Genomic DNA, 20,655 nt, shown 5'->3' with positions numbered 1-20,655 from the left:
GGTCACCTCAACGCTTCTGGTGCAGCAACTCCTTGACGCCCAGTCCGCGGATCGACGCGTCGAGGACCTGGGCGGTGTGGGCCAGCGCGATGTCGCCGCCGGCGCGGGTCACCGAGGCGGCGACCTGCATGAGGCAACCGGGGTTGGCGGTGACGAGCAGCCGCGCCCCGGTGGCCAGTACGGTGCGGGCCTTGCGGTCGCCGAGTTCGGCGGCCGGCCCGGGGTGGAGCAGGTTCCAGATGCCCGCCGAGCCGCAGCACAGCTCCGGATCGGCGATCTCCCGCAACTCCAGCGCGGGAATGCCGCGCAACAGCCGGCGGGGCTGGTCGCGGACGCCCTGGGCGTGGCCGAGGTGGCAGGCGTCGTGGTAGGCGACGGTCACCGGCAGCGGATGCCGGATCGCGACCGGGCCCAGTTCGTCGAGGACCTCCGACAGGTCGCGGACCCGGGCGGCGAAGTCGGCGGCCAGGGCGGCGTAGCGGGGGTCGTCGCGGAGCAGGTCCCCGTACTCCTTCAGGGTGGAGCCGCAGCCGGCCGCGTTGACCACGAAGTAGTCGACGCCGGCGCCGGCGAAGGTGTCGAGCAGCCGCCGGGCGAACCGGCGCGCCTCCTCGTCGCGTCCGTTGTGCACGCTCAGCGCCCCGCAGCAGCCCTGCCGGTCGGGCAGGATCAGCACGTCGCAGCCCTCGGCGGCGAGCACCCGGGCGGTGGCCGCGTTGACCTCGGGGAAGAACGCGCCCTGCACGCAGCCGGTGAGCATGCCGACCACGGCCCGCCGGGGTCCGTCGGCCGGCAGCCGGGCGGGCAGCCGGGGCCGCCGGCGCAACCGCGGGGCGAGCGACTCCAGCGCCGCCAGGGTGGGGGCGAGCCGGTCCAGCAGTCCGGTCCGCCGGACCAGCCGGCCCAGCCCGCTGGCCTGGTACGCGCGCAGCGGCCCGCGCAGCAGCCGCAGCCGCCGCGGGTACGGGAAGAGCGCGAAGATGGCCGCCCGCAGCGCGCGGTCCCGGGCACCGCGCCGGTGCCGCCGCTCGACCTGCTGCCGGGTGTCCTCGATGAGCCGGTCGTAGCGCACGCCGGAGGGGCAGGCGGTGACGCAGGACATGCAGCCGAGACAGCGGTCGAAGTGGGTGGCCATCGAGTCGGTCAGGGGCTCGCCCTCGATGCCCTGCTTCATCAGGTAGATCCGTCCCCGGGGCGAGTCCATCTCCTCGCCCCAGAGCACGTACGTGGGACAGGTGGGCAGGCAGAAGCCGCAGTGCACGCAGTCGGCGATCAGCTCGGCGGCGGGCGGGTGGTGCGCGTCGAAGGCGGGTTCGCCGGGGCTGCGGGCGGCCGCGGCGAGCGCGTCGAACGGTCCGCTGGCCGGCCGGGTGCCGCCGGGCGAGGTGACCGGGCTGCGCCCGGGCTGCTGGGGGACGGTCATTCAGATCCCTCCCACGAACCGGCCGGGCGCCAGCCGGGCGTCCGGGTCGAAGCGTTGCTTGACCCGGCGCATCAGCGTCAGGCCGTCGACCGGTCCCCACAGGTCGACCCGGTCCCGCACCTCGGCGGGGGCGGTGAGGACCACGGTGTGCCCGCCGGCGGCGGTGGCCGCCGCGCGGACGCCGTCGACCAGGGCGGCGACCGGTTCCGGGTCGGCGGCGCCGGGCAGGCCGGCGTGGAGGACGCCGACGCCGGCCGAGCCGCGCAGCGCGAGCGGCAGGCGGTGCCGGTCGGCCGCCGCGCGGGCGGCGGCCAGCAGCCGGGGTACGCCGGAAAGCGGGCCGGTCAGCTTCAGCCCGGTGTCGCCGGCCCGCCACGGCAGCCGGCCCCAGCCGTCGGGCTCCCGATCGGCGACGGTGGCGTCGCCGCCGAGCAGCCGGCGCGCGGCGTCGGCCCGGGCGGTCACCCCGGCCGGGGTGCCCTCCAGCAGCACGGTGACCGTGGCCGGGCCGTCGGACGGGGCGGCCACCTCCAGGGCGGTCGGCACGAGCTGCGCGGCGCGGACGGTGGCGGCCAGGCGGGCGGCGCCGGCCGCGTCGTCGGCGGTGCGGGTGACGTACGCGACCGCCGCGGGGAGCGGGTGCAGCCGGAACGCCGCCTGGGTGACCACGCCCAACGTGCCGTACGCCCCGGCGACGAGCTTGGCCAGGTCGTAGCCGGCGACGTTCTTGACCACCTTGCCGCCGGCGTGCGCGACCACCCCGTCGGCGCGCACCAGGGTGATCCCGATCAGCAGGTCGCGGGGGGTGCCGTAGAGCATCCGGCGGGGCCCGGCGGTGTTGGTGGCGACCGCCCCGCCGACGGTGCCGCCGGGCAGCGGCGCGTCGAGGGCGAGCTGCTGCCGGGCGTCGGCGAGGGTGGCGGCGAGGGAGTCCAGGCGGGTGCCGGCCCGGACCACGGTGATCAGGTCACCGGCAGCGTGCTCGACGACCCCGGTCAGGGCGGTGGTGTCGAGGATCAGGTCGAGTCGGCGGGGCGGGCTCCCCCAGTCCTGTCTGGTGCCGCCGCCCCGGACGGTCACCGCGAGGTCGAGCTCGGCGGCGGCGCGCAGCACGGCGGCGACCTGGGCGGTGTCGCGCGGCACGGCGACGTACCGGGCCGGTATCCCGGCGATCGTGTCGTGCTCGTCGGCGCGCCGGACCGGCTCGGGATCGTCCGGTCCGGAGCCGGCGGTCCGTCCGGCCGCCGCCTGCGACGGCACACCGGGGCGGGGCGGATCGGTGGCGGCCTCCCGGGCCGCTGCCTGGAGGCGGTCGAGGACCCGGTCGGCGGTCATCAGAACACCTCCGCCAGGCCGGCTTCCTGCGCCGGGTGGACTCCCGTGCGCCGGCCCGGGATCTCGCCGCAGAGCCGGGGGGTCGGGAAGACCTTGCCCGGGTTGGCCAGCCCGGCCGGGTCGAAGGCGCAGCGCAGCAGGTGCATGGTGTCCAGGTCGTCGTCGGTGAACATGCGCGGCAGGTACTTCGCCTTGTCGACCCCCACGCCGTGCTCGCCGGTGATCGAGCCGCCGTGCCGTACGCAGAGGTCGAGGATGGCGCCGGAGACCTCCTCGGCGCGTTCGGCCTGCCCGGACACGGCGGCGTCGAAGAGGACGAGGGGGTGCAGGTTGCCGTCGCCGGCGTGGAAGACGTTGGCCACCCGGATGCCGCGTTCGGCCGACAGGTCGCCGATGCGGCGCAGCACCTCGGGCAGGGCGGTCCGCGGGATCACCCCGTCCTGGACGATGTAGTCGGGGCTGATCCGGCCGACGGCCGCGAACGCCGACTTGCGGCCCTTCCAGAACAATGCGCGTTCGGCGTCGTCGGCGGCGATCCGGATCTCGAACGCCCGGTTGTCCCGGCAGAGCGCCTCGACCTGGGCGAACTGGGCGTCGACCTCGGGCGCCGGGCCGTCCAGCTCGACGATGAGGACCGCCCCGGCGCCGGCCGGGTAGCCGCAGTGCACGGCCGCCTCGGCCGCGGAGATGGCGAGCGCGTCCATCATCTCCACGGCGGCGGGCACCACCCCGGCCGCGATGATCGCCGAAGTGGCCGCGCCGGCCTGGTCGGTGGTCTCGAACGCGGCGAGCAGGGTACGCACCGACTCGGGCAGCCGGGTCAGCCGGACGGTCACCTCGGTGGCGATGCCGAGGGTGCCCTCGGAGCCGATGAACGCGCCGAGCAGGTCGTAGCCGGGCGCGTCCGGGGCGCGGCCGCCGAGGCGTACCCGCTCCCCGTCGGGGGTGACCACCTCCAGGCCGGTGACGTGGTGAGTGGTGAAGCCGTACTTCAGGCAGTGGGCGCCGCCGGAGTTCTCCGCGACGTTGCCGCCGATCGAGCAGATCTGCTGGCTGGACGGGTCGGGCGCGTAGTAGTAGCCGTGCGGATGGGCCGCCCGGCTGACCGCCAGGTTGATCACGCCGGGCTGCACCACGGCCCGCTCGTCGTCGGGCGCGACCTCGACGATCGCCCGCATCCGGGAGGTGACGATCAGGACGCCGTCGGGGTGCGGCAGCGCCCCGCCGGACAGCCCGGTGCCGGAGCCGCGGGCGACGAACGGCGCGCCGGCGGCCACGCAAGCGCGGACCACGGCGGCGGTCTGCGCGGCGTCGTCGGGAAGCGCGACCAGCGCGGGGACGGTCTTGTACTGGGCCAGCCCGTCGCACTCGTAGGTGCGCAGCTGCTGGCGGTCGCTGATCACCCGGTCGGCGCCGATCGCGGCGCGCAGGGCGGCGGCGAGAGCCTCGATGTCCTTCGTGGTCGTGCTCATCGCCCACCTCCGCGTCGCCTGGTCGGTCAGGGCATCCGTTCGTACGCCGGGATGGTGAGGAAGTCGGCGAAGTCGTCGGCGACGGCGACCTCCATGAACAGCGCCCGCGCCTCGGCGTAGTCACCCGGTTCGCCGGGGAGCTTGCCGATCTCCTCGTCGGCAATCCGTTCGACGAGGTCGCGGGTGACCCGGTCGCCGGTGTCGTCGAGGGTGACGCCGTTGTGCAGCCACTGCCACACCTGGCTGCGGGAGATCTCCGCGGTGGCGGCGTCCTCCATCAGGTTGAAGATGGCCACCGCGCCGGTGCCGCGCAGCCAGGCGGCCAGGTACTGCACGCCGACGCTGACCGCGTTGCGCAGCCCCGCCTCGGTGTGCCCGCCGGGGGTGGACCGCACGTCGAGCAGCTCGGCGGCGGTCACCCGGACCTCGTCGCGGCTGCGGTCGAGCTGGTTCGGCCGGTCGCCGAGCACCCGGTCGAAGACCTCCCGGCAGATCGGCACCAGGTCGGGGTGGGCCACCCAGGAGCCGTCGAAGCCGTCGCCGGCCTCGCGGGTCTTGTCGTCCCGGACCTTCGCCAGGGCGGTCTCGTTGACCTGCGCGTCGCGCCGGCTGGGGATGAACGCCGCCATCCCGCCGATGGCGTGCGCGCCGCGCCGGTGGCAGGTCCGCACCAGCAGCTCGGTGTACGCGCGCATGAACGGCACGGTCATGGTGACCGCGTTCCGGTCGGGCAGCAGGAAGTCCCCGCCCCGGGTGCGGAACTTCTTGATCACGCTGAACATGTAGTCCCACCGGCCGGCGTTCAGGCCGGCGGAGTGCTCCCGCAGCTCGTGGAGGATCTCGTCCATCTCGAAGGCGGCCGGGAAGGTCTCGATCAGCACGGTGGCCCGGATCGTGCCGCGCGGGATGCCGAGCCGCTCCTGGGCGTGGACGAACACGTCGTTCCACAGTCGCGCCTCGAGATGGCTCTCCATCTTGGGCAGGTAGAAGTAGGGCCCGGCGCCGCGGTCGAGCTGCCGGCGGGCGCAGTGGAAGAAGTAGAGCCCGAAGTCGACCAGGCTGCCGGAGGTGCGTTCCCCGTCGACCAGGAGGTGCTTCTCGGAGAGATGCCAGCCCCGCGGGCGGACGACGATGGTGGCCAGGTCGGCGTCGTGCAGCGCGTACCGCTTGCCCTCGGGCGAGGTGAACTCCAGCTTGCCGTCGATCGCGTCGCGCAGGTTGAGCTGGCCGGAGACGACGTTCTCCCAGAGCGGGGTGTTGGCGTCCTCCAGGTCGGCCAGCCAGACCTTGGCACCCGAGTTGAGCGCGTTGATGGTCATCTTCGCGTCGGTGGGGCCGGTGATCTCCACCCGGCGGTCGACCAGACCGGGTGCCGGTTCGGCGACCCGCCACTCTGACTCGCGGACCTCGCGGGTCTCGGGCAGGAAGTCCAGGGTGGCGCCGGCGGCCAGGTCGGCGTCGCGGCGGCGCCGCCGGTCGAGCAGGTCCCGGCGGCGGGCGTCGAAGGTGCGGTGCAGGTCGGCCAGGAAGGCCAGCGCCTCGGGGGTGAGGATCTCGTCGTAGCGGGGGTGGCGGGCGCCGGTGACCTCGACGCCGTCCGGGTTGGTCATCGGCTCGCTCCTCACCGCGATATGAGTGGCGATCTATCCGGTGGTGCTCCTGCCGACTGTAGTTCTCCCTGCTCACGGCCGCGAGCTGAGTGACGGCACAGCCGCCGGGAATGGTCGGTCGGCTGCGGCGAGCGGTCCTTTCCGGACGACGAACGGCAGTTCGCCCCGGTGCGCCGGCATCGACGCGGGACCGGATCGGGAAGACCGTCCGGGCACCCAGGTGGACGGCGTGCACTTCGCAGAGGCGCAGGGCTTCGCCGAGCTGTCGCGACACCTGCCGGAGAGCGCGGACGGGCGCGTATCTGACCATGCGCCCCGACGGGGCCGGGCAGGGGACAAACCGGACAGCGCGGCCGGCTGGGCCCTCCCCCGGGCGCACCGCGCGCCCGGGCGCGAACTCCTGCACCCGGTTGGGCGCACTGGTCGGGCATGTCCGCCGCTCTCCGCCGCGACCGGGAACACGGGACGGCAACGAAGATTTCTCAATTACGCCGAGTCACCGCCCCAACCCTCCTAGTGTTGGCCACACCGGTGCTAGTCACGGAGTTGGCCACCCGAACGACGTCCCACGCAGACAGCGGACGAAAAGTGAGGGAAGACGCGGATGAAGGCACAGTCAATTCTCGGATCGGCGGCGGTCGGCGTGGGCCTCGGCACACTGCTGCTCCCCGCCGCCGCGCTCGCGGACACCACCGTCTCACCAGCCACCACCCCGGTCGGCGGGACCGTCGTCCTCACCACGACGGAATGCAACCCGAAGGCCGGTGATGCGATCTTCCACGTCACCGGCCCCAACCGGGACGAGAACGTCCGATCCACCACCGCCGCCGCCGGCGGCGGGCTCAGCGCGGAACTCTTCACCGCCGGGTTCACCCTCGGCACGTACACGGTGACGACCACCTGCGGCGACGGCAGCAGCGGCGGCTCGGCCACCTTCACCGTCACCCCGATCGGCGGCGCCCAGGCGGGTGCCGGCGGCAAGGACGGGGACACAGGCGTGCTGGTCGCCGGCGGTGCGCTGGCCGCCGCGGCGGTCGCCGGCGGCACGTACGTGATGGTGCGCCGCCGGCGGCGCGGCAGGGTCGTCGCCTGAACCGCCGCCACACCATCCCTTGGCGGAGGACGCCCGCGCCGGCTCAGCCGGCGCGGGCGCCGCACCCACATCGGACGGAGGTGGACACCTGTCGCCGCAGCACAGCCCCGCGCGTGGCCCGTCGCGGGCCCGCACCCGCACCGTCGTCGCCGCCGTCATCCTGGCCGGGGCGACCGGGGCCGGCCTGGTCGCCGCCGGCCTCGGCACCACCTCGGCGCGGCCCCCGCAGCCCGGGGCGTCGGTCGCGCCGACCGCCGAACGCACCGGCTCGCCCGGCCCGGTGCTCCCCCGCTCCCAACCGCTCCGGATCACCATCCCGCGCATCGGCGTCGACGCCGACATCGTCCCGGTCGCCACGGACAGCGACGGCGCCCTGGAGGTGCCGCCGCTGGACCACCCGGAGGTCGCCGGCTGGTACCGGCCCGGCCCCAGCCCGGGCGAGGCCGGCAACGCGGTGATGGTGGGGCACGTCGACTCGCAGAACGGGCCGGCGGTCTTCTTCGAGCTGGGCCGGCTCCGCCCCGGTGACAGCGTGCAGGTGACCCGCGCCGACGGCCGGGTCGCCCGGTTCATCGTGGACGGTGTCGGGGCGTACCCGAAGGAACGCTTCCCGACCGAGCGGGTGTACCGCGGCGACGCCGACGCCCGGCTGCGCCTGATCACCTGCGGCGGCCGGTTCAACCCGCGCACCGGCAACTACCCGGACAACATCGTGGTGTTCGCCACCGCGACCCGCTGACACCGGCCCGACACCGCCGGCTGGCGCCGACCCCGTACGGTAAGCCGTCGGCGTCCGGCGGGCGGCGGCTCCAGGTCGCGGCGCGGCACCAGACGTGCCGAGCTGAAGTTGCCGAAGGAGGTGCACAAGGTGGACCGGTCGGCGGTACGCGGCTCCGAAGGGCGACGCCTGCTGCCCGCCCTCGTCGCGCGGTTGCTCGGGCGCCCCGACGGCGAGGCGACGGTGCCCCGCCCGCGCCGGGCCAATCCGGACGCGGTGGTGGACTGCGCGGTGTACGCGGCGGGCCGGCGCGAGCCGGGCCGACCGCACTACGCCGACGCGTACGCCCGCGCCCGGCGGCACCGGCGGTCGTTCGTCTGGTTGGGGCTGCACGAGCCGGCCGCGGCGGTGATGGCGGCGGTCGGGCGGACCTTCGGGCTCGACGAGCTGAGCGTCGCGCAGGCCCTCGCCGACGGACACCGTCCGACGGTGCAGCGCCACGGCGGGGTGACGCTGCTGGTGCTGCGCACGGCGGGCTACGTCGAGCACGCCGAGCTGACCGACACCTCCGAGGTGATCGACACCGGCGACGTGATGGTGTTCCTCGGCGACCGGTTCGTCATCACCGTGCGGCACGGCGCGGCCGGCGCGCTGGCCCCGGTCCGGGCGGACATCCAGGGCCGTCCCGGCGTCCTGGCGGAGGGGCCGTGGGCGGTCGGGTACGCCGTCTGTGCCCGGATGGTCGACCTCTACCTGGAGGTCGCCGGACACCTGGAGAAGGACCTCGAACGGGTCGAGGAGAGCGTCTTCGCCCGCGACCGCAGCGCCGACATCCAGCACATCTACCAGCTCAAGCGGGAGGTGGTGGAGTTCAAGCGGGCGGTGCTGCCGTTGCAGACGCCGCTGCGCGCGCTGCTGGAGCAGCGCGGCGAGGGCCCGCCGCCGGCCCTGCACCGCTGGTTCGTCGACGTGGAGGGCCGACTCACCCGGGCGGTGGACCGGATCAACTCGTACGACGACCTGCTCAACTCGATCCTGCAGTCCCGGCTGGCGCAGCTCGCCGTCGACCAGAACAACGACATGCGCAAGATCGCGGCGTGGGCGGCGATCGCCGCGGTGCAGACCGCGGTGGCCGGCATCTACGGCATGAACTTCACCCACATGCCGGAGCTGGGCTGGCGGTACGGCTACGCCGGCGCGCTGCTGCTGATGGCGGCCGCCGCGTTCACCCTGCACCGGCTGTTCCGCCGCTCCGGGTGGTTGTAGACCGTCAGGGTTTGTCGAGGTCGGACAGCTCCTGGTCGAGCAGTTCGGCGAGGCGGGCCACCCGCCACGGGTCGGACGTGACGGTGATGCCGCGGCTGGGCATCTCCACCGTCATCAGCAGGTAGAGGTGCAGCCGGTACAGGCCGAGCCGGCGGCGGACCGCGTCGTCCAGCGGGAACGGCGCGATCGTCCGGTACGCCCGCACGAACGGGTCGTCCGGCTCGTCCTCGGTACGCCGGAACAGCAGCGGCGAGACCTGGTCCATCAGCGGGTCGCCCCAGAGGTGGCGCTCGCCGTCGACCAGGCCGCTGAGCCGGGGCGTGCCGTCCGGGCCGTCGACGGCGAGGACGTTGCCCGCCCAGCCGTCGAAGTGCAGCAGGGCCGGGCGGCGTACCGCGTCGAGGACAGTGGCGTGCCGGTCCACCAGGTCCCGGATCCGGGCGGCCGGCACCGGCAGCGGCACCCGCCAGTCCGCCGCGTCGGCGAACAGGTCCCCCAGCATGGCGGTGTACGCCGACCGCCAGGTGGCGCCGGAGGCGCGGCCACCGTCGTAGCCGTACCGGTCGCCGGTGACGCCGTGCAGCGCGGCCAGGGCGACACCGAACTGGGCCCGCACCTCGTCGGTGTCGCCACCGGCCTGGCTCAGCTGCCAGAGGCTGCGGCCGGGCAGCAGCCCGGTGAGCAGCCAGTCGCCCAGCTCCGGGTCGCTGCCATGGTGCAGCAGCGGCGGGACGGGCACCGCGGGCGCCCGCGCGGCGACCAGCCGCAGGTAGCGTGCCTCGGCGCCGATCATGTCGCGCTCGTAGCGCAGCAACGGCACCTGCGGCGGCGGACCCACCTTGAGCACCACGGGCCGCCCGTCGTCGAGGGTCACCCACCAGACCGCGGCGAAGCCACCTCCGGTCAACGGCCCGGAGTTGGTGACCCGGACGGTGGGGCCGAGGGACGCGGCGACGTAGCGGCCGACCTGGTCCGGGTCGAGGCGGCGCTGGGTGGGGCTCATCCGGCGCGCCCCGTCGGGCCGGTGAGTGTCCCCGTGGTCAGGTCCATCTTCCGTGCCAGGCTAGTGGGCCGGCCGGCCCCGCGATGTCCCGGACCGGGGCGCTCGTAAGGTGGCAACCGTGATGTGGCGGCGGTACGTGGCGATCGGTGACAGCACCACGGAAGGGCTGGACGACCCGGACGACGCCGGCGGCTACCGGGGCTGGGCGGACCGGTTCGCCCTCGCGGTGGCCCGCGCGCAGGGCGGCCTGGAGTACGCCAACCTCGCCATCCGGGGCCGCACCACCGGGCGGATCCGCGCCGAGCAGCTGCCGGTCGCCCTCGACCTGGCCCCCGACCTGGCCACCGTGGTGGCCGGGATGAACGACGTACTGCGGCCGTCGTTCGACGCCGACCGGGTGGCCGAGGACGTCGGCGCGATGCAGCGGGCGCTGGTCGGCCAGGGTGCGACGGTGCTCACCTTCACCCTGCCGGACCCGGCGCCGGTGATGCCGATCGCCCGCCCGTTGCGCGGCCGGGTGCTGGCGCTCAACGCCGCCGTCCGCGCGGTCACCACCGAGACCGGGGCCACCCTGCTGGACCTCGGCGCGCACCCGGTCGCCTCGGACCCGCGACTCTGGAGCGACGACCGGTTGCACGCCAACCCCGCCGGGCACGAACGGATCGCCGCCGCGCTCGCGTACACCGCCGGCCTGCCCGGGTACGACGACTCGTGGTCGCATCCGCTGCCGACGGCCGCCCGCCGGCCCCGCCACGAGGTGGTCCGGGCCGAGCTGGCCTGGACCCGCCGGCACCTGCTGCCCTGGCTGGGGCGGCACCTGCGCGGCCGGTCCTCCGGCGACGACCGGGTGGCGAAACGGCCCGTGCCGCTGCCGGTCGAACTGCCGCCGAACTGACCGGCCGGCGCCGGTCGGCCCGCTCCCGGCTCAGTGCTCGATCGGCCGGCGGGTACGCGCCCGCTTCAGCTCGAAGAAGCCGTCGGTGCCGGACACCAGCAGCACCCCGTCCCAGAGCCGGCCGGCGGCCTCACCCTGCGGGTACGGCGCCACCACCGGCCCGAAGAAGGCGTTCACCCGACCATCGGCGCCGGTGACGTGGATGGTCGGCGTGCCGAGGTCCTCGCCCACCGGTTCGAGGCCGGCGTGGTGGCTGGCCAGGAGCGCGGCGTCGTGGTCGGTGGTGTCGGCGGCGTCGGCCAGCTCCACGGACAGGCCCACCTCGGTCAGCGCCGCCGCGTACAGCTCCCGGCCGAGAGGGGCCCGCTCGTGGTGGATCCGGTTGCCCAGCGCGGTGTAGAGGTCGCCGAGTACCTCGGTGCCGTACTTCTGCTCGGCGGCCACGCAGACCCGGACCGGGCCCATACCCGGCTTCAGCCACTCCCGGTACCACTCCTCCAGCCCTTCGCGCCCCTCGTTGAGCACGGCCAGGCTCATCACGTGGAACCGGACCCGCACGTCGCGGACCCGTTCCACCTCCAGCAGCCAGCGGGAGGCGTTCCAGGCCCACGGGCAGCGCGGATCGAACCACATGTCGGCGGTCGTCATCGTCGTCTCGGTTCCCTTCGCGGAAGCGTTTGCGCCACCGACGTTAGGGCGTCGATCGGCCCATCTGGAGAGCCGACTCGCGCTCCGATCGTTGGGCCAATCCGCCTTCCGGGATGCCCCTCGGGCACCCGCCCGACGTGTTTGAGCAGCAGTGCGGTGGGAAGACACGCGCGCCGCGCGGGCCGACTCGGCCCGACGTCGCCGGACGGCGTCCACCACCGGTCCGGCCGCGGCGGGACCGCGAGGAGGAGCGATGGCCCAGGCGGCCACCAGACCGAGCAGCGCGAGGAAGGCCACCGGGGCGCGCAAGGCCCCGATGCCGAACAAGACCGCGGCGAAGAAGGTCGCGACCGCCACCAAGCGGGCGACCGGGGCGACCCTGGCCAAGACCCCGGGCGGGAAACCCACCCCGACGACCGCCCGGGCGGCGAAGAAGAAGGACACCGCGGCCACCACCGCGACGCCCACCCGGCGGGCGACCGCCAAGGCCACCGCGGCGAAGAAGGTGACCGCCGCGAAGAAGGCCCCGGCCACCAAGGCGGCGGCGAAGAAGGCGGCGGCGAAGAAGGCGCCCGCCACCCGGGCCACCGCCAAGAAGGCGCCCGCCACGCGGGCCACCGCCAAGAAGACCACCGCCAAGAAGGCGCCGGCGAAGAAGGGCACGGCCCGTAAGACCACGGCGAAGAAGGCCGCGGCGACCGCCCGGGCCCGGACCGTCGCCGCGACCCGGACACCGGCGAAGAAGGCGACGACCATGGAGTCGTTCGGCAACCGGCGTACGGCGCGCACGAGCGCCCGCTGACACCGGGACGGTGCGGCCGGAGCCGCCCTGTGACACTGTCGGGATGACGTCGGAGGAGACTGGCCGACCACTCACCGAGCACGAGTCGGGAGTGCTGGACGCCCTGCTGGCGGTGGACTTCCCCGGCGTCGCGGAGCTGCGGGCGCAGGCGCGGCAGCTGCGCGCCGAGCCGTCGTGCGGATGCGGCTGCGGCACGCTGTTGCTCTTCCCGGAGGACGCGTCGCTGCCGAGGTCCACGGCGCGCAGCCCGATACCTGCCGAGGCGACCATCGAGGACGAGCACGGGGTCAGCGTCGGCGGCGTGCTGGTCTTCCTGCACCAGGGCCGGCTGGCCGAGCTGGAGGCGTACTACTGGGCGGAGTCGCGCGGCATGCCGTCGCCGGACCGCATCACCGTCTATCTGCGGCGTTGACTCGTCAGGCCGCGGTGAGCAGCGCGACCCGCTCGATGGCGAGCGCGTCGAGGTGACGGGCCAGGTCCTTCGCCTCGCCGGCCAGCCGGTCCCGCAGCCGCGCGACCGCCGTCCCGGCCCGGTCGACCGCCTCCTGCGCCCGCCGGATCCGGCCGCGCACGGCGAGGTCGGTGAAGATGTTGTCGAGGAAGATGTCGGTGAAGCGGGTCAGCTCGCCCAGCTCCAGCTGCGGCGCGAGCCACTCCCCCGGCAGGTCGGCCAGCTCGGCCCGCAGCGCCGCCAGCCGCCGGTCGGCGGCCCGGGCCGCCGCGGCGGCGTCGTCCATCCGCCCGTGCTTCATCATGCTGCTGATCGCCCCGCCACCGAGGAAGGTGTCGTAGGTGGACCAGTCGTCCGCCTTGGCGAGGTGGTCGCGCACCTGTGCGAGGGCGTTGCGGGCGGCGACGGCGGCCCGGGTGGCCTCGTCGACGTGCCGGGCCCGCGCGGTGAGCCGGTCCCGTTCGGCGGCGAGCGCGGCGAGCCGGGCGACCCGGGGATCCCCGCCGGCGAGGAGTTGACGCTCCCGCTCGTCGAGCAGGGTCGCGTACGCCTCGGGCGCGCCGGCCAGCTCGGTGCGGCGGGCCTGGGCGTCCCGGTGGTCGCGGCGCAGCCCGGCGAGGTGGACCTCGGCGTCCGCCGCGCGCCGGGCGGCCAACTCGGCCTCGCCCCGCTCGCGGCGCAGGTCGTCCTCGCGGCTGCCGCGCAGGGCGGCGAGGAGCCGGCTCGCCGAGCGGCCCTCCAGCCGCGCGACGTCCGCCTGCTCCCGCTCGCGGTCGCGGCGCAGCCCGGTGAGCCGGCGCTCCGCCTCGGCCAGCCGCCGGCGCAGCAGCTCGACCTGCCCGGTCACCGTCTGGTACTCCCGAACCCGTTCGGCCGCCTCGGCGAGCCGCCGGACCATGTCCCCGTCCACGCCGTCATTGCAGCGCGGGCGCGCAAGGCCGGGGTGGCCGCCCGGACGCGGTCGGGCTCGGGCAGGATGGCGGTCGTGGCGAAACGCGGTGCCCGCGCGAGCGCGGCCGAGGAGACCGAGCCCTGCCCGTGCGGCAGCGGCCTGCCGTACGCGGACTGCTGCGGCCCGATCCATCGCGGCGCGTCGACGGCGGCGACCGCGGCGGCGCTGATGCGGTCGCGGTTCAGCGCCTTCGCCGTGGGCGACGCCGACTATCTGCTGCGCAGCTGGCACTCCTCGACCCGCCCGGCCCGGTTGCGGCTCGATCCCGGCACCCGGTGGACCCGGCTGGAGGTCCTCGGCACCGAGCGCGGCGGCCTCTTCGACACCACCGGCACGGTCACCTTCCGGGCCCACTACCGGGAGGCGGGCCGGCCGGGCACGCTCGACGAGCACAGCCGCTTCGTCCGGGAGGACGGCCGCTGGGTCTACCTGGACGCCCAGCCCGACTGAGCCCGGGCGCCGGCCCGCCGGCGCCCCGGTGCTCCCGGGGCGCCGGCCGGCCGCGTCGCCGGTCCGACGGTGCCGGTCGGACCGACGAGGTCGATGGGCGGTGGCGGGTGAGCCGGGTGGTCAGCGGCCGCCGACCGGCAGCCGCCGGGGCAGCCCGAGCCGGCTGACCGCCGTCGCCACCAGGTCGTCCGGCGCCGCCGCCACCTCCAGCACGATGCCGGACTCGTCCGGCTCCAGGGATTCCAGGATGGCCCGCTGCGAGTCGAGCAGGCTGGCCGGCATGTAGTGCCCGGCGCGCCGGCCCAGTCGGTCCCGGATCAGCTCCGCCGACCCGTCCAGGTGGACGAACTCGACGTCCGGCGGCCCCTGGCGCAGCACGTCCCGGTATGCGCGCTTCAGCGCCGAGCAGGTCAGCACCGTGGACACGCCCTCGGCGTGCCGGGCGGCCATCCAGGCGGCCAGGTCCCGCAGCCACGGCCAGCGGTCCGCGTCGGTCAGCGGGATGCCGGCGCGCATCCGGGCCACGTTCGCCGCCGAGTGGAACTCGTCCGCCTCGGCGAAGCGCAGCCCGGTCACCTCGGCGATGCCCCGGGCGACGGTCGTCTTGCCCGCCCCGGACACGCCCATCACCACGACGTGCCGGGTGGGCGGCCGCTCACCAGTCATGGACGGTGCCGTCCTTGAGCCGGTTGAACGGCAGGTACGCCGGCTGGTACGGGAACCGCGCGGCGGCCTCCTCGTCCAGCTCCACGCCCAGGCCCGGCTGCTCGCCCGGGTGCAGGTAGCCGTCGGTGAAGCTGAACGACTGCCGGAACACCTCGTTGGTCAGCGCGCCGTGCTGCATGTACTCCTGGATGCCGAAGTTGTGGATGGCCAGGTCCAGGTGGAGCGCGGCGGCCATGCCGACCGGCGAGATGTCGGTCGGGCCGTGGATGCCGGACTTGATCTGGTACTGGGCGGCGTAGTCGAGCAGCTTCCGCATGGCCGTGATGCCGCCGGTGTGGGTGACGGCGGACCGGACGTAGTCGATGAGCTGTTCCCGGATCAGCGTCTGGTAGTCCCAGACGGTGTTGAACACCTCGCCGATGGCCAGCGGCGTGGTGGTGTGCTGGCGGACCAGGCGCAGCGCCTCCTGGTTCTCGGCCGGCGTGCAGTCCTCCAGCCAGAACAGGTCGTACGGTTCGAGCGCCTTGCCGAGCTTGGCGGCCTGGATGGGGGTCATCCGGTGGTGGCCGTCGTGCAGCAGCGGCAGCTCGGGGCCGAACTCGTTGCGGACCGCCTCGAAGACGCCGGGCAGGTGGCGCAGGTAGGCGCGGGTGTCCCAGTCCTCCTCGGCGGGCAGCGGGGTGCGCTGGGCCGGCTCGTAGTCGTAGCGCTTGCCGTCGATGCTGGGCTGGGCGGCGACGCCGTAGACGGCGTTGATGCCGGGCACCGAGGTCTGCACCCGGATGGAGCGGAAGCCGAGTTCGAGGTGGCGGCGAATCGAGTCGAACAGCTCCGGCAGGTCCCGGCCGGAGGCGTGCCCGTACGCCATGATCCCGGTCCGTGAGGCGCCGCCGAGCAGCTGGTAGAGCGGCATCCCGGCGGCCTTGGCCTTGATGTCCCAGAGGGCGACGTCGACGGCCGCGATGGCGGCCATGGTGACCGGCCCGCGCCGCCAGTACGCCGACCGGTAGAGGAACTGCCAGGTGTCCTCGATGCGGTGCGGGTCCCGCCCGATCAGCAGCGGGACGACGTGGTCGGCCAGGTAGGACGCGACGGAGAGCTCGCGCCCGTTGAGGGTGCCGTCCCCCAGTCCGGTGATCCCCTCGTCTGTGGTGATCTTGAGGGTGACGAAGTTGCGGTCGGGGCTGGAGACGATGACGTCCGCTGCGACGATCTTCACGCGGGTGCCTTTCTCGGGGTGGTTTCAGCGGAGGGTGCTGCCGGGTTGCAGCCCGTCCAGGAGGGACAGCTCGTCCCGGCGCGGCAGGGGTTCCCAGTCGCCGTGACCGGCGACGGCGAACGCGCCGAGGGTCACCGCGCGGCGCAGCCGCCCGGCCAGGTCGAGGCCGTCCAGGTGGCCGGAGAGGTAGCCGGCGGTGAAGGCGTCCCCCGCGCCGACGGTGTCGACCGCCGTCACGGGCAGCGCCGCCGTCGCCACGCAACCCTCCCGGGTGTACGCGCGGGCGCCGTCACCGCCGAGCTTCACCAGCACCGTCGACACGCCCCGGTCCAGCAGTTCGGCCACCACGGTCGGCTCGTCGGCGCCGTGGTCGCCGACCAGGTCCAGCTCGTCGTGGGAGGCGACCACGACCGAGGCGTGGCCGGCGAGCGGGGTGAGCACCGCGCGGGCGGCGTCCCGGCTCCACAGCCTCGCCCGGTGGTTGACGTCGAGGCAGACCAGCGCGCCGGCCCGGGCGGCGGTCCCGGCGGCCCACTCGATGGCCGCCCGGGCGCTGTCGGACAGCGCCGGGGTGATCCCGGTCAGGTGCAGCACCCGGGTGCCGGCCGCGAGGGCGGCCCGCAGGTCGTCGACGGTCAGCGCCGAACCGGCCGAGCCGGCCCGCTGGTAGATCACCCGGGTCAGGTCGGCGGTCCGGCGTTCCAGGAACATCAGACCGGCGGGGCGGTCCGGGTCGCGGACCACGTGCCCGACGTCCACCCCCTCGGCGCGCAGCTGGCGCAGCAGGAACAGGCCGAGGTCGTCGGCGCTGACCCGGCCGGCGAACGCGGTGCGGTGGCCGAGCCGGGCCACCCCGATCGCCACGTTGGACTCCGCGCCGGCCAGGTGCGGGGTGAGCGGGCCGCCGGCGGTGAGCGGGCCGGCCGAGCGCAGCGAGACCAGCGCCTCGCCGACGGTCAGCAGGTCGACGCCGGTCATGCGACCGCGGCGAGGTAGGCGCGGGCCCGCTCACGCAGGGCGTCGAGGTCGCCGCCGGAGGCCGCGTCGCCGACCAGCGGGCCGCCGACGCCCACCGCGATCGCCCCGGCGGCGAGGTAGCCGGGCAGCTCGGCCATGCCGACCCCGCCGACCGCGACGAACGGGATGTCCGGGAACGGGTCGCGCAGCGCCTTCAGGTACGCGGGCCCGCCCAGCGACGCCGGGAACAGCTTCACCGCGGCGGCCCCGGCGCGGACGGCGGCGTACGCCTCGGTCGGGGTGAGCGCCCCGGCGGCCACCGGCAGCCCCCGGCGGACCGCCTCCGGGATGGAGTCGACGACGGCCGGGGTCACGACGAACTGGGCGCCGGCCGCGGCCACGTCGGCGACCGCGGCCGGGGTGAGCACCGTGCCCGCGCCGACCAGGGCGTCCGCCGGCGCGGCGGCCCGGATCGCGGCGATGGCGTCGCACGCGCCGGGGGTGGTCAGTGCCACCTCGACCACCCGTACGCCCGCGGTGATCAGGGCGGCGCCGGTGGCCACGGCGGCGGCGGTGTCGGTGCCGCGGATGACCGCCAGCAGGCGGGTGGCGGCGAGTTCGGCGGTCAGGTCGAGGGTCATCTGGTCACCATTCCGCGTAGGAGCCGTCGGGGTGCCGGAACATCGGGCTGCGCCAGGCGTGGCCGCGCTTGTCCGCCGACCGGACCGCCTGCTCGTCGATCTCGATGCCGAGGCCGGGCGCGGTGAGCCGCTCGACATGACCGTCCACGAAGGTCAGCGGCTCCTTGTCGAGGCAGTAGTCGAGCACCTCGGCGCCGAGGTTGTAGTGGATGCCGATGCTCTGCTCCTGGATCAGGTAGTTCGGCGTGGCGAAGCCGACCTGGAGGCAGGCCGCGAGGGCGATCGGGCCGAGCGGGCAGTGCGGGGCGAGCTGGACGTCGTACACCTCGGCCAGCGCGGCGATCTTGCGGACCTCGGTGATGCCGCCGGCGTGCGACAGGTCCGGCTGGGCCACCGCGATGCCGGCCTGGAAGACCGGCAGGAACTCCTGCCGGCTGTACAGCCGCTCCCCGGTGGACACCGGGGTGGTGGTGGACCGGACGAAGTCGCCGATCAGGTGGGAGTTCTCCGGGACGACCGGCTCCTCCAGGAACAGCGGCCGGTACGGCTCCAGCAGCGGCGCGACCCGGCGGGCGTTGGCCAGGGTGAACCGGCCGTGGAAGTCCACCGCCACGTCCCGGTGCTCGCCGAGCACCTCGCGGGCGGCGGCCACCCGGGCCACCACGCCGTCCAGCTCGGCGACCGAGGCGATCGGGCTCATCCGGCCGGAGGCGTTCATCTTGACCGCGGTCAGGCCCGCCTCGACCTGGGCGGCGATGTGGTCGCGGACCTCGCTGGGCTCGTCGCCGCCGACCCAGCCGTACACCCGGATCCGGTCGCGGACCGGGCCGCCGAGCAGCTGGTGCACCGGGGCGCCGTAATGCTTGCCGGCGATGTCCCAGAGCGCCTGGTCGAGGCCGGCCACGGCGCTGGCCAGGATCGGCCCGCCCCGGTAGAAGGACCCCTTGGTCATGACCTGCCAGTGGTCCTCGATGCGCAGCGCGTCCCGGCCGATCAGCAGCTCGGCGAGCTGGTCGACGGCGGCGCGGACGGTCTCGGAGCGGCCCTCGCAGGTGGCCTCGCCCCAGCCGACGATCCCGGATTCGGTCTCCACCCGGACGAAGAGCCAGCGGGGGGCGACGAGGAAGGTCTCGATGCGCGCGATGGTGGTCATGCGTCAGCCCTTCGTCGCGCCGGCGGTGAGGCCGGAGACCACGTACTTCTGCACGAACAGGGCGATCACCATGATCGGCAGAGTGACCACGGTGGCCGCGGCCATCAGACCGCCCCAGTCGATGCTGGCGTACCCGACGAAGTCGAAGATCGCCACCGGCAGCGTCTTGGTGTCCGCGCCGGAGAGCACCAGGGCGAACATGAAGTTGTTCCAGGAGAAGATGAAGGAGAGGATCCCGGCGGTCGCGATGCCCGGCACGGACAGCGGCAGGGTGATCCGGCGGAACGCGCCGATGTGGGTGAGCCCGTCGACCAGCGCCGCCTCCTCCAGCTCGTCGGGCAGGCCGTCGAAGAAGCCCATCATGATGTAGACGATCAGCGGCAGCGAGACGAACATGTGGCTGAGGATCAGCACGGTGAAGCCGCCGACCAGCTGCAGGTTCGAGAAGACGTAGTACCAGGGCACCAGCAGCGAGACGCCGGGGATGACCCGGGCCATCAGCACCACCAGGGCCGACTTCTTCATGTTGAACCGGCTCATCGAGTACGCGGCCGGCACGCCGAGGATCAGCGACAGCACCGTGGCGGCGAAGGCCACCCAGAGGCTGTTGCCGATGAACTGGACGTAGTGCGACTGCTTGAGGACGTTGGCGTAGTTGTCCAGGGTGGGCGAGAAGACCAGCGCCTTGCCGGTGTCGTAGATGTCGACGTTGGTCTTGAACGACGCGGCGATCATCCAGAGCAGCGGCGCGATCAGCGACAGCACCACGACGGTGAGCGCGACCACCCGGAACAGCCGGTACGCGGGACTGGCCTTCATCGCTTGGCCTCCTTGCGCCGCGCGGCCAGGGCCCACATCGACCCGATGATGATCAGGAAGAACAGGATGAGGACGGTGGAGGAGACGCCGTACTCGTTGTAGTCGAAGCTCAGCCCGTAGGCGTACACGTTGAGGGTCTCCACCTCGTGGAAGGAACCGCCGCCCTTGCCCTTGGTGGCGTAGAGGATGTCGAAGGTCTTCAGGGCGTCGATGCCGCGCAGCAGGATCGCCACGATGACCGTGGGCATCAGCAGCGGCAGGGTGACGTGCCGGAACCGCTGCCAGGTGCTGGCGCCGTCGATCCGGGCCGCCTCCTGGGGTTCGTCGGACAGCGAGGTCAGGCCGGCGAGCAGGATCAGCACCACCATCGGGGTCCACTGCCACACGTCGATGAAGATGGTGGTGTACAGGGCGGAGTGCTGGCCGGCGAGCCAGGGCTGCGGGCCGATGCCGAACCAGCCGAGCACCTGGTTGGCCAGGCCGATGTTGGGGTCGAAGATGAGCCGCCACATCATGCCGACCGCCACCGGGGTGGCGACCAGCGGCATGAGGATGGCCACCCGGACCCACTTCTGGCCCTTGAACGGCCGCCAGAGCAGCAGCGCGACGGCCATTCCGAGGACCACCTCGAGGGCCAGCGCGACCAGGGTGAAGGTGGCGGTGCGGCCGACCGCCGGCCAGAACCGGTCGGTGTCCGACAGCACGTCGAGGTAGTTCTGGAAGCCCACGAACTCGCTCTCGGCGCGGACGGACCCCTCGGCGTCGGTGAGGCTGAGCCAGGCGGTCCAGCCCAGCGGGATCACGATCAGCGCGGCGACGAAGGCCATCGCGGGGGTGGCGAAGAGCCACTTGCGGTGGTCGTTGGCCCAGCGCGCCCAGCCGGGCGTGTCGGGCATGACGCCGGCGCCGCCGGGCGCGCGGCGGGGGGAGGTGACGGTTGCCATGAGATCTCCGGGGTGGGCGGACCGACAGGGGTACGCGGGTGGGGGGGGGGGGGGGGCCCCCCCCCCCCCCCCCCCTTCTCCCCCCCCCCCCCCCCCCCCCCCCCCCAGCCAACCCCCCCCCCCCCGCCCCTCCCTCCC

The 20,655-nt window shown here is 74.4% G+C and carries 21 protein-coding genes; 7 read left to right on the top strand and 14 right to left on the bottom strand.

The features are described from left to right. Positions 1 to 7: 7 nt before the first annotated feature. From ACZ6S5_RS27920 to aceB, 4 genes are read right to left on the bottom strand one after another with little or no spacing between them, the layout of a single operon-like run. Positions 8 to 1,423 carry a (Fe-S)-binding protein gene (locus ACZ6S5_RS27920; protein WP_466005103.1) on the bottom strand — a complete coding sequence of 472 codons (1,416 nt, stop codon included), beginning with the start codon at positions 1,421 to 1,423 and terminating at the stop codon, positions 8 to 10. Further along, positions 1,424 to 2,758 (bottom strand): FAD-binding oxidoreductase, encoded by a 1,335-nt coding sequence (locus ACZ6S5_RS27915; RefSeq protein ID WP_466005101.1) that lies wholly within the window; start codon positions 2,756 to 2,758, stop codon positions 1,424 to 1,426. Then, entirely contained in the window at positions 2,758 to 4,230 is a 1,473-nt protein-coding gene (locus ACZ6S5_RS27910; protein ID WP_466005099.1) for an FAD-linked oxidase C-terminal domain-containing protein, read from the bottom strand. Before ACZ6S5_RS27910 ends, ACZ6S5_RS27915 begins: the two co-directional genes overlap by 1 nt. A gap of 26 nt (positions 4,231 to 4,256) precedes the next feature. Continuing rightward, positions 4,257 to 5,840, bottom strand: coding sequence for a malate synthase A (gene aceB, locus ACZ6S5_RS27905; RefSeq protein ID WP_466005097.1), 1,584 nt, complete (start codon positions 5,838 to 5,840; stop codon positions 4,257 to 4,259). Positions 5,841 to 6,444: 604 nt separating this feature from the next. Here aceB and ACZ6S5_RS27900 point away from each other — a divergent pair. From ACZ6S5_RS27900 to ACZ6S5_RS27890, 3 genes are all read left to right on the top strand, one after another. Further along, a complete protein-coding gene (locus tag ACZ6S5_RS27900; RefSeq protein ID WP_466005095.1) occupies positions 6,445 to 6,933 on the top strand; it encodes a hypothetical protein in 489 nt (162 codons plus the stop codon). 88 nt (positions 6,934 to 7,021) lie between these two features. Then, positions 7,022 to 7,672 (top strand): class F sortase, encoded by a 651-nt coding sequence (locus tag ACZ6S5_RS27895; RefSeq protein ID WP_466005168.1) that lies wholly within the window; start codon positions 7,022 to 7,024, stop codon positions 7,670 to 7,672. Between the two features lie 129 nt (positions 7,673 to 7,801). After that, positions 7,802 to 8,917, top strand: coding sequence for a magnesium and cobalt transport protein CorA (locus tag ACZ6S5_RS27890; protein WP_466005094.1), 1,116 nt, complete (start codon positions 7,802 to 7,804; stop codon positions 8,915 to 8,917). A 4-nt stretch (positions 8,918 to 8,921) separates the two neighbouring features. Here the strand turns inward: ACZ6S5_RS27890 and ACZ6S5_RS27885 are convergent, their stop codons facing one another. Next, the gene (locus tag ACZ6S5_RS27885) at positions 8,922 to 9,920 is read right to left on the bottom strand and encodes a phosphotransferase (protein WP_466005092.1); all 999 of its coding nucleotides are present in this window, start codon (positions 9,918 to 9,920) and stop codon (positions 8,922 to 8,924) included. A gap of 121 nt (positions 9,921 to 10,041) precedes the next feature. On the opposite strand from ACZ6S5_RS27885, the gene ACZ6S5_RS27880 reads away from it, so the two are divergent. After that, positions 10,042 to 10,815: an SGNH/GDSL hydrolase family protein gene (locus tag ACZ6S5_RS27880; protein ID WP_466005166.1), complete on the top strand. Its 774-nt coding sequence runs from the start codon at positions 10,042 to 10,044 to the stop codon at positions 10,813 to 10,815. Positions 10,816 to 10,845: 30 nt separating this feature from the next. Here the strand turns inward: ACZ6S5_RS27880 and ACZ6S5_RS27875 are convergent, their stop codons facing one another. Beyond that, a complete protein-coding gene (locus ACZ6S5_RS27875) occupies positions 10,846 to 11,463 on the bottom strand; it encodes a mycothiol-dependent nitroreductase Rv2466c family protein (RefSeq protein WP_466005090.1) in 618 nt (205 codons plus the stop codon). A gap of 253 nt (positions 11,464 to 11,716) precedes the next feature. On the opposite strand from ACZ6S5_RS27875, the gene ACZ6S5_RS27870 reads away from it, so the two are divergent. Both ACZ6S5_RS27870 and ACZ6S5_RS27865 read left to right on the top strand, forming a co-directional pair. Next, a complete protein-coding gene (locus ACZ6S5_RS27870) occupies positions 11,717 to 12,265 on the top strand; it encodes a histone H1 (RefSeq protein ID WP_466005088.1) in 549 nt (182 codons plus the stop codon). A gap of 43 nt (positions 12,266 to 12,308) precedes the next feature. Then, positions 12,309 to 12,677 carry a DUF6984 family protein gene (locus tag ACZ6S5_RS27865; RefSeq protein WP_466005086.1) on the top strand — a complete coding sequence of 123 codons (369 nt, stop codon included), beginning with the start codon at positions 12,309 to 12,311 and terminating at the stop codon, positions 12,675 to 12,677. A 4-nt stretch (positions 12,678 to 12,681) separates the two neighbouring features. Here the strand turns inward: ACZ6S5_RS27865 and ACZ6S5_RS27860 are convergent, their stop codons facing one another. Beyond that, positions 12,682 to 13,626 carry a hypothetical protein gene (locus ACZ6S5_RS27860; RefSeq protein WP_466005084.1) on the bottom strand — a complete coding sequence of 315 codons (945 nt, stop codon included), beginning with the start codon at positions 13,624 to 13,626 and terminating at the stop codon, positions 12,682 to 12,684. A 75-nt stretch (positions 13,627 to 13,701) separates the two neighbouring features. Between ACZ6S5_RS27860 and ACZ6S5_RS27855 the strand changes: the two genes are divergently transcribed. Next, the gene (locus ACZ6S5_RS27855) at positions 13,702 to 14,118 is read left to right on the top strand and encodes a YchJ family protein (protein WP_466005082.1); all 417 of its coding nucleotides are present in this window, start codon (positions 13,702 to 13,704) and stop codon (positions 14,116 to 14,118) included. Positions 14,119 to 14,238: 120 nt separating this feature from the next. Here the strand turns inward: ACZ6S5_RS27855 and ACZ6S5_RS27850 are convergent, their stop codons facing one another. Genes ACZ6S5_RS27850 through ACZ6S5_RS27820 form a run of 7 tightly spaced genes read right to left on the bottom strand, consistent with a single transcriptional unit; the run spans position 14,239 to position 20,517 of the window. Continuing rightward, a complete protein-coding gene (locus ACZ6S5_RS27850) occupies positions 14,239 to 14,784 on the bottom strand; it encodes a gluconokinase (protein WP_466005080.1) in 546 nt (181 codons plus the stop codon). After that, positions 14,774 to 16,003, bottom strand: coding sequence for a D-mannonate dehydratase ManD (manD, locus tag ACZ6S5_RS27845; protein ID WP_466005078.1), 1,230 nt, complete (start codon positions 16,001 to 16,003; stop codon positions 14,774 to 14,776). The genes ACZ6S5_RS27850 and manD overlap by 11 nt, the downstream gene beginning before the upstream one ends. Positions 16,004 to 16,027: 24 nt before the next feature. Further along, positions 16,028 to 16,981, bottom strand: a complete 954-nt coding sequence (locus ACZ6S5_RS27840; protein WP_466005076.1) for a sugar kinase — start codon at positions 16,979 to 16,981, stop codon at positions 16,028 to 16,030. After that, complete coding sequence (locus ACZ6S5_RS27835) at positions 16,978 to 17,601, bottom strand: bifunctional 4-hydroxy-2-oxoglutarate aldolase/2-dehydro-3-deoxy-phosphogluconate aldolase (RefSeq protein ID WP_466005074.1); 624 nt, start codon at positions 17,599 to 17,601, stop codon at positions 16,978 to 16,980. Before ACZ6S5_RS27835 ends, ACZ6S5_RS27840 begins: the two co-directional genes overlap by 4 nt. Before the next feature lie 4 nt (positions 17,602 to 17,605). Continuing rightward, positions 17,606 to 18,754 (bottom strand): galactonate dehydratase, encoded by a 1,149-nt coding sequence (gene dgoD / locus ACZ6S5_RS27830; protein WP_466005072.1) that lies wholly within the window; start codon positions 18,752 to 18,754, stop codon positions 17,606 to 17,608. 3 nt (positions 18,755 to 18,757) lie between these two features. Further along, positions 18,758 to 19,573 carry a carbohydrate ABC transporter permease gene (locus ACZ6S5_RS27825; protein ID WP_466005070.1) on the bottom strand — a complete coding sequence of 272 codons (816 nt, stop codon included), beginning with the start codon at positions 19,571 to 19,573 and terminating at the stop codon, positions 18,758 to 18,760. Continuing rightward, positions 19,570 to 20,517 carry a carbohydrate ABC transporter permease gene (locus ACZ6S5_RS27820; protein WP_466005068.1) on the bottom strand — a complete coding sequence of 316 codons (948 nt, stop codon included), beginning with the start codon at positions 20,515 to 20,517 and terminating at the stop codon, positions 19,570 to 19,572. The genes ACZ6S5_RS27825 and ACZ6S5_RS27820 overlap by 4 nt, the downstream gene beginning before the upstream one ends. Between the last annotated feature and the right edge of the window lie 138 nt (positions 20,518 to 20,655).

This window comes from Micromonospora sp. NPDC051924, assembly GCF_055586005.1.
The sequence above is the reverse complement of the archived record's forward strand: the minus strand, read 5'-3'. Positions and strand labels throughout refer to the sequence as shown.

What these genes read in the sequence shown, in the direction of transcription:
- ACZ6S5_RS27825 (WP_466005070.1), bottom strand. Translation starts at nt 19,573, where the DNA reads ATGAAGGCCAGTCCCGCGTACCGGCTGTTCCGGGTGGTCGCGCTCACC.
- ACZ6S5_RS27850 (WP_466005080.1), bottom strand. Translation starts at nt 14,784, where the DNA reads ATGACTGGTGAGCGGCCGCCCACCCGGCACGTCGTGGTGATGGGCGTG.
- ACZ6S5_RS27875 (WP_466005090.1), bottom strand. Translation starts at nt 11,463, where the DNA reads ATGACGACCGCCGACATGTGGTTCGATCCGCGCTGCCCGTGGGCCTGG.
- ACZ6S5_RS27915 (WP_466005101.1), bottom strand. Translation starts at nt 2,758, where the DNA reads ATGACCGCCGACCGGGTCCTCGACCGCCTCCAGGCAGCGGCCCGGGAG.
- ACZ6S5_RS27865 (WP_466005086.1), top strand. Translation starts at nt 12,309, where the DNA reads ATGACGTCGGAGGAGACTGGCCGACCACTCACCGAGCACGAGTCGGGA.
- ACZ6S5_RS27885 (WP_466005092.1), bottom strand. Translation starts at nt 9,920, where the DNA reads ATGAGCCCCACCCAGCGCCGCCTCGACCCGGACCAGGTCGGCCGCTAC.
- ACZ6S5_RS27880 (WP_466005166.1), top strand. Translation starts at nt 10,042, where the DNA reads ATGTGGCGGCGGTACGTGGCGATCGGTGACAGCACCACGGAAGGGCTG.
- ACZ6S5_RS27870 (WP_466005088.1), top strand. Translation starts at nt 11,717, where the DNA reads ATGGCCCAGGCGGCCACCAGACCGAGCAGCGCGAGGAAGGCCACCGGG.
- ACZ6S5_RS27840 (WP_466005076.1), bottom strand. Translation starts at nt 16,981, where the DNA reads ATGACCGGCGTCGACCTGCTGACCGTCGGCGAGGCGCTGGTCTCGCTG.
- ACZ6S5_RS27900 (WP_466005095.1), top strand. Translation starts at nt 6,445, where the DNA reads ATGAAGGCACAGTCAATTCTCGGATCGGCGGCGGTCGGCGTGGGCCTC.
- dgoD (WP_466005072.1), bottom strand. Translation starts at nt 18,754, where the DNA reads ATGACCACCATCGCGCGCATCGAGACCTTCCTCGTCGCCCCCCGCTGG.
- ACZ6S5_RS27920 (WP_466005103.1), bottom strand. Translation starts at nt 1,423, where the DNA reads ATGACCGTCCCCCAGCAGCCCGGGCGCAGCCCGGTCACCTCGCCCGGC.
- ACZ6S5_RS27835 (WP_466005074.1), bottom strand. Translation starts at nt 17,601, where the DNA reads ATGACCCTCGACCTGACCGCCGAACTCGCCGCCACCCGCCTGCTGGCG.
- ACZ6S5_RS27910 (WP_466005099.1), bottom strand. Translation starts at nt 4,230, where the DNA reads ATGAGCACGACCACGAAGGACATCGAGGCTCTCGCCGCCGCCCTGCGC.
- aceB (WP_466005097.1), bottom strand. Translation starts at nt 5,840, where the DNA reads ATGACCAACCCGGACGGCGTCGAGGTCACCGGCGCCCGCCACCCCCGC.
- ACZ6S5_RS27820 (WP_466005068.1), bottom strand. Translation starts at nt 20,517, where the DNA reads ATGGCAACCGTCACCTCCCCCCGCCGCGCGCCCGGCGGCGCCGGCGTC.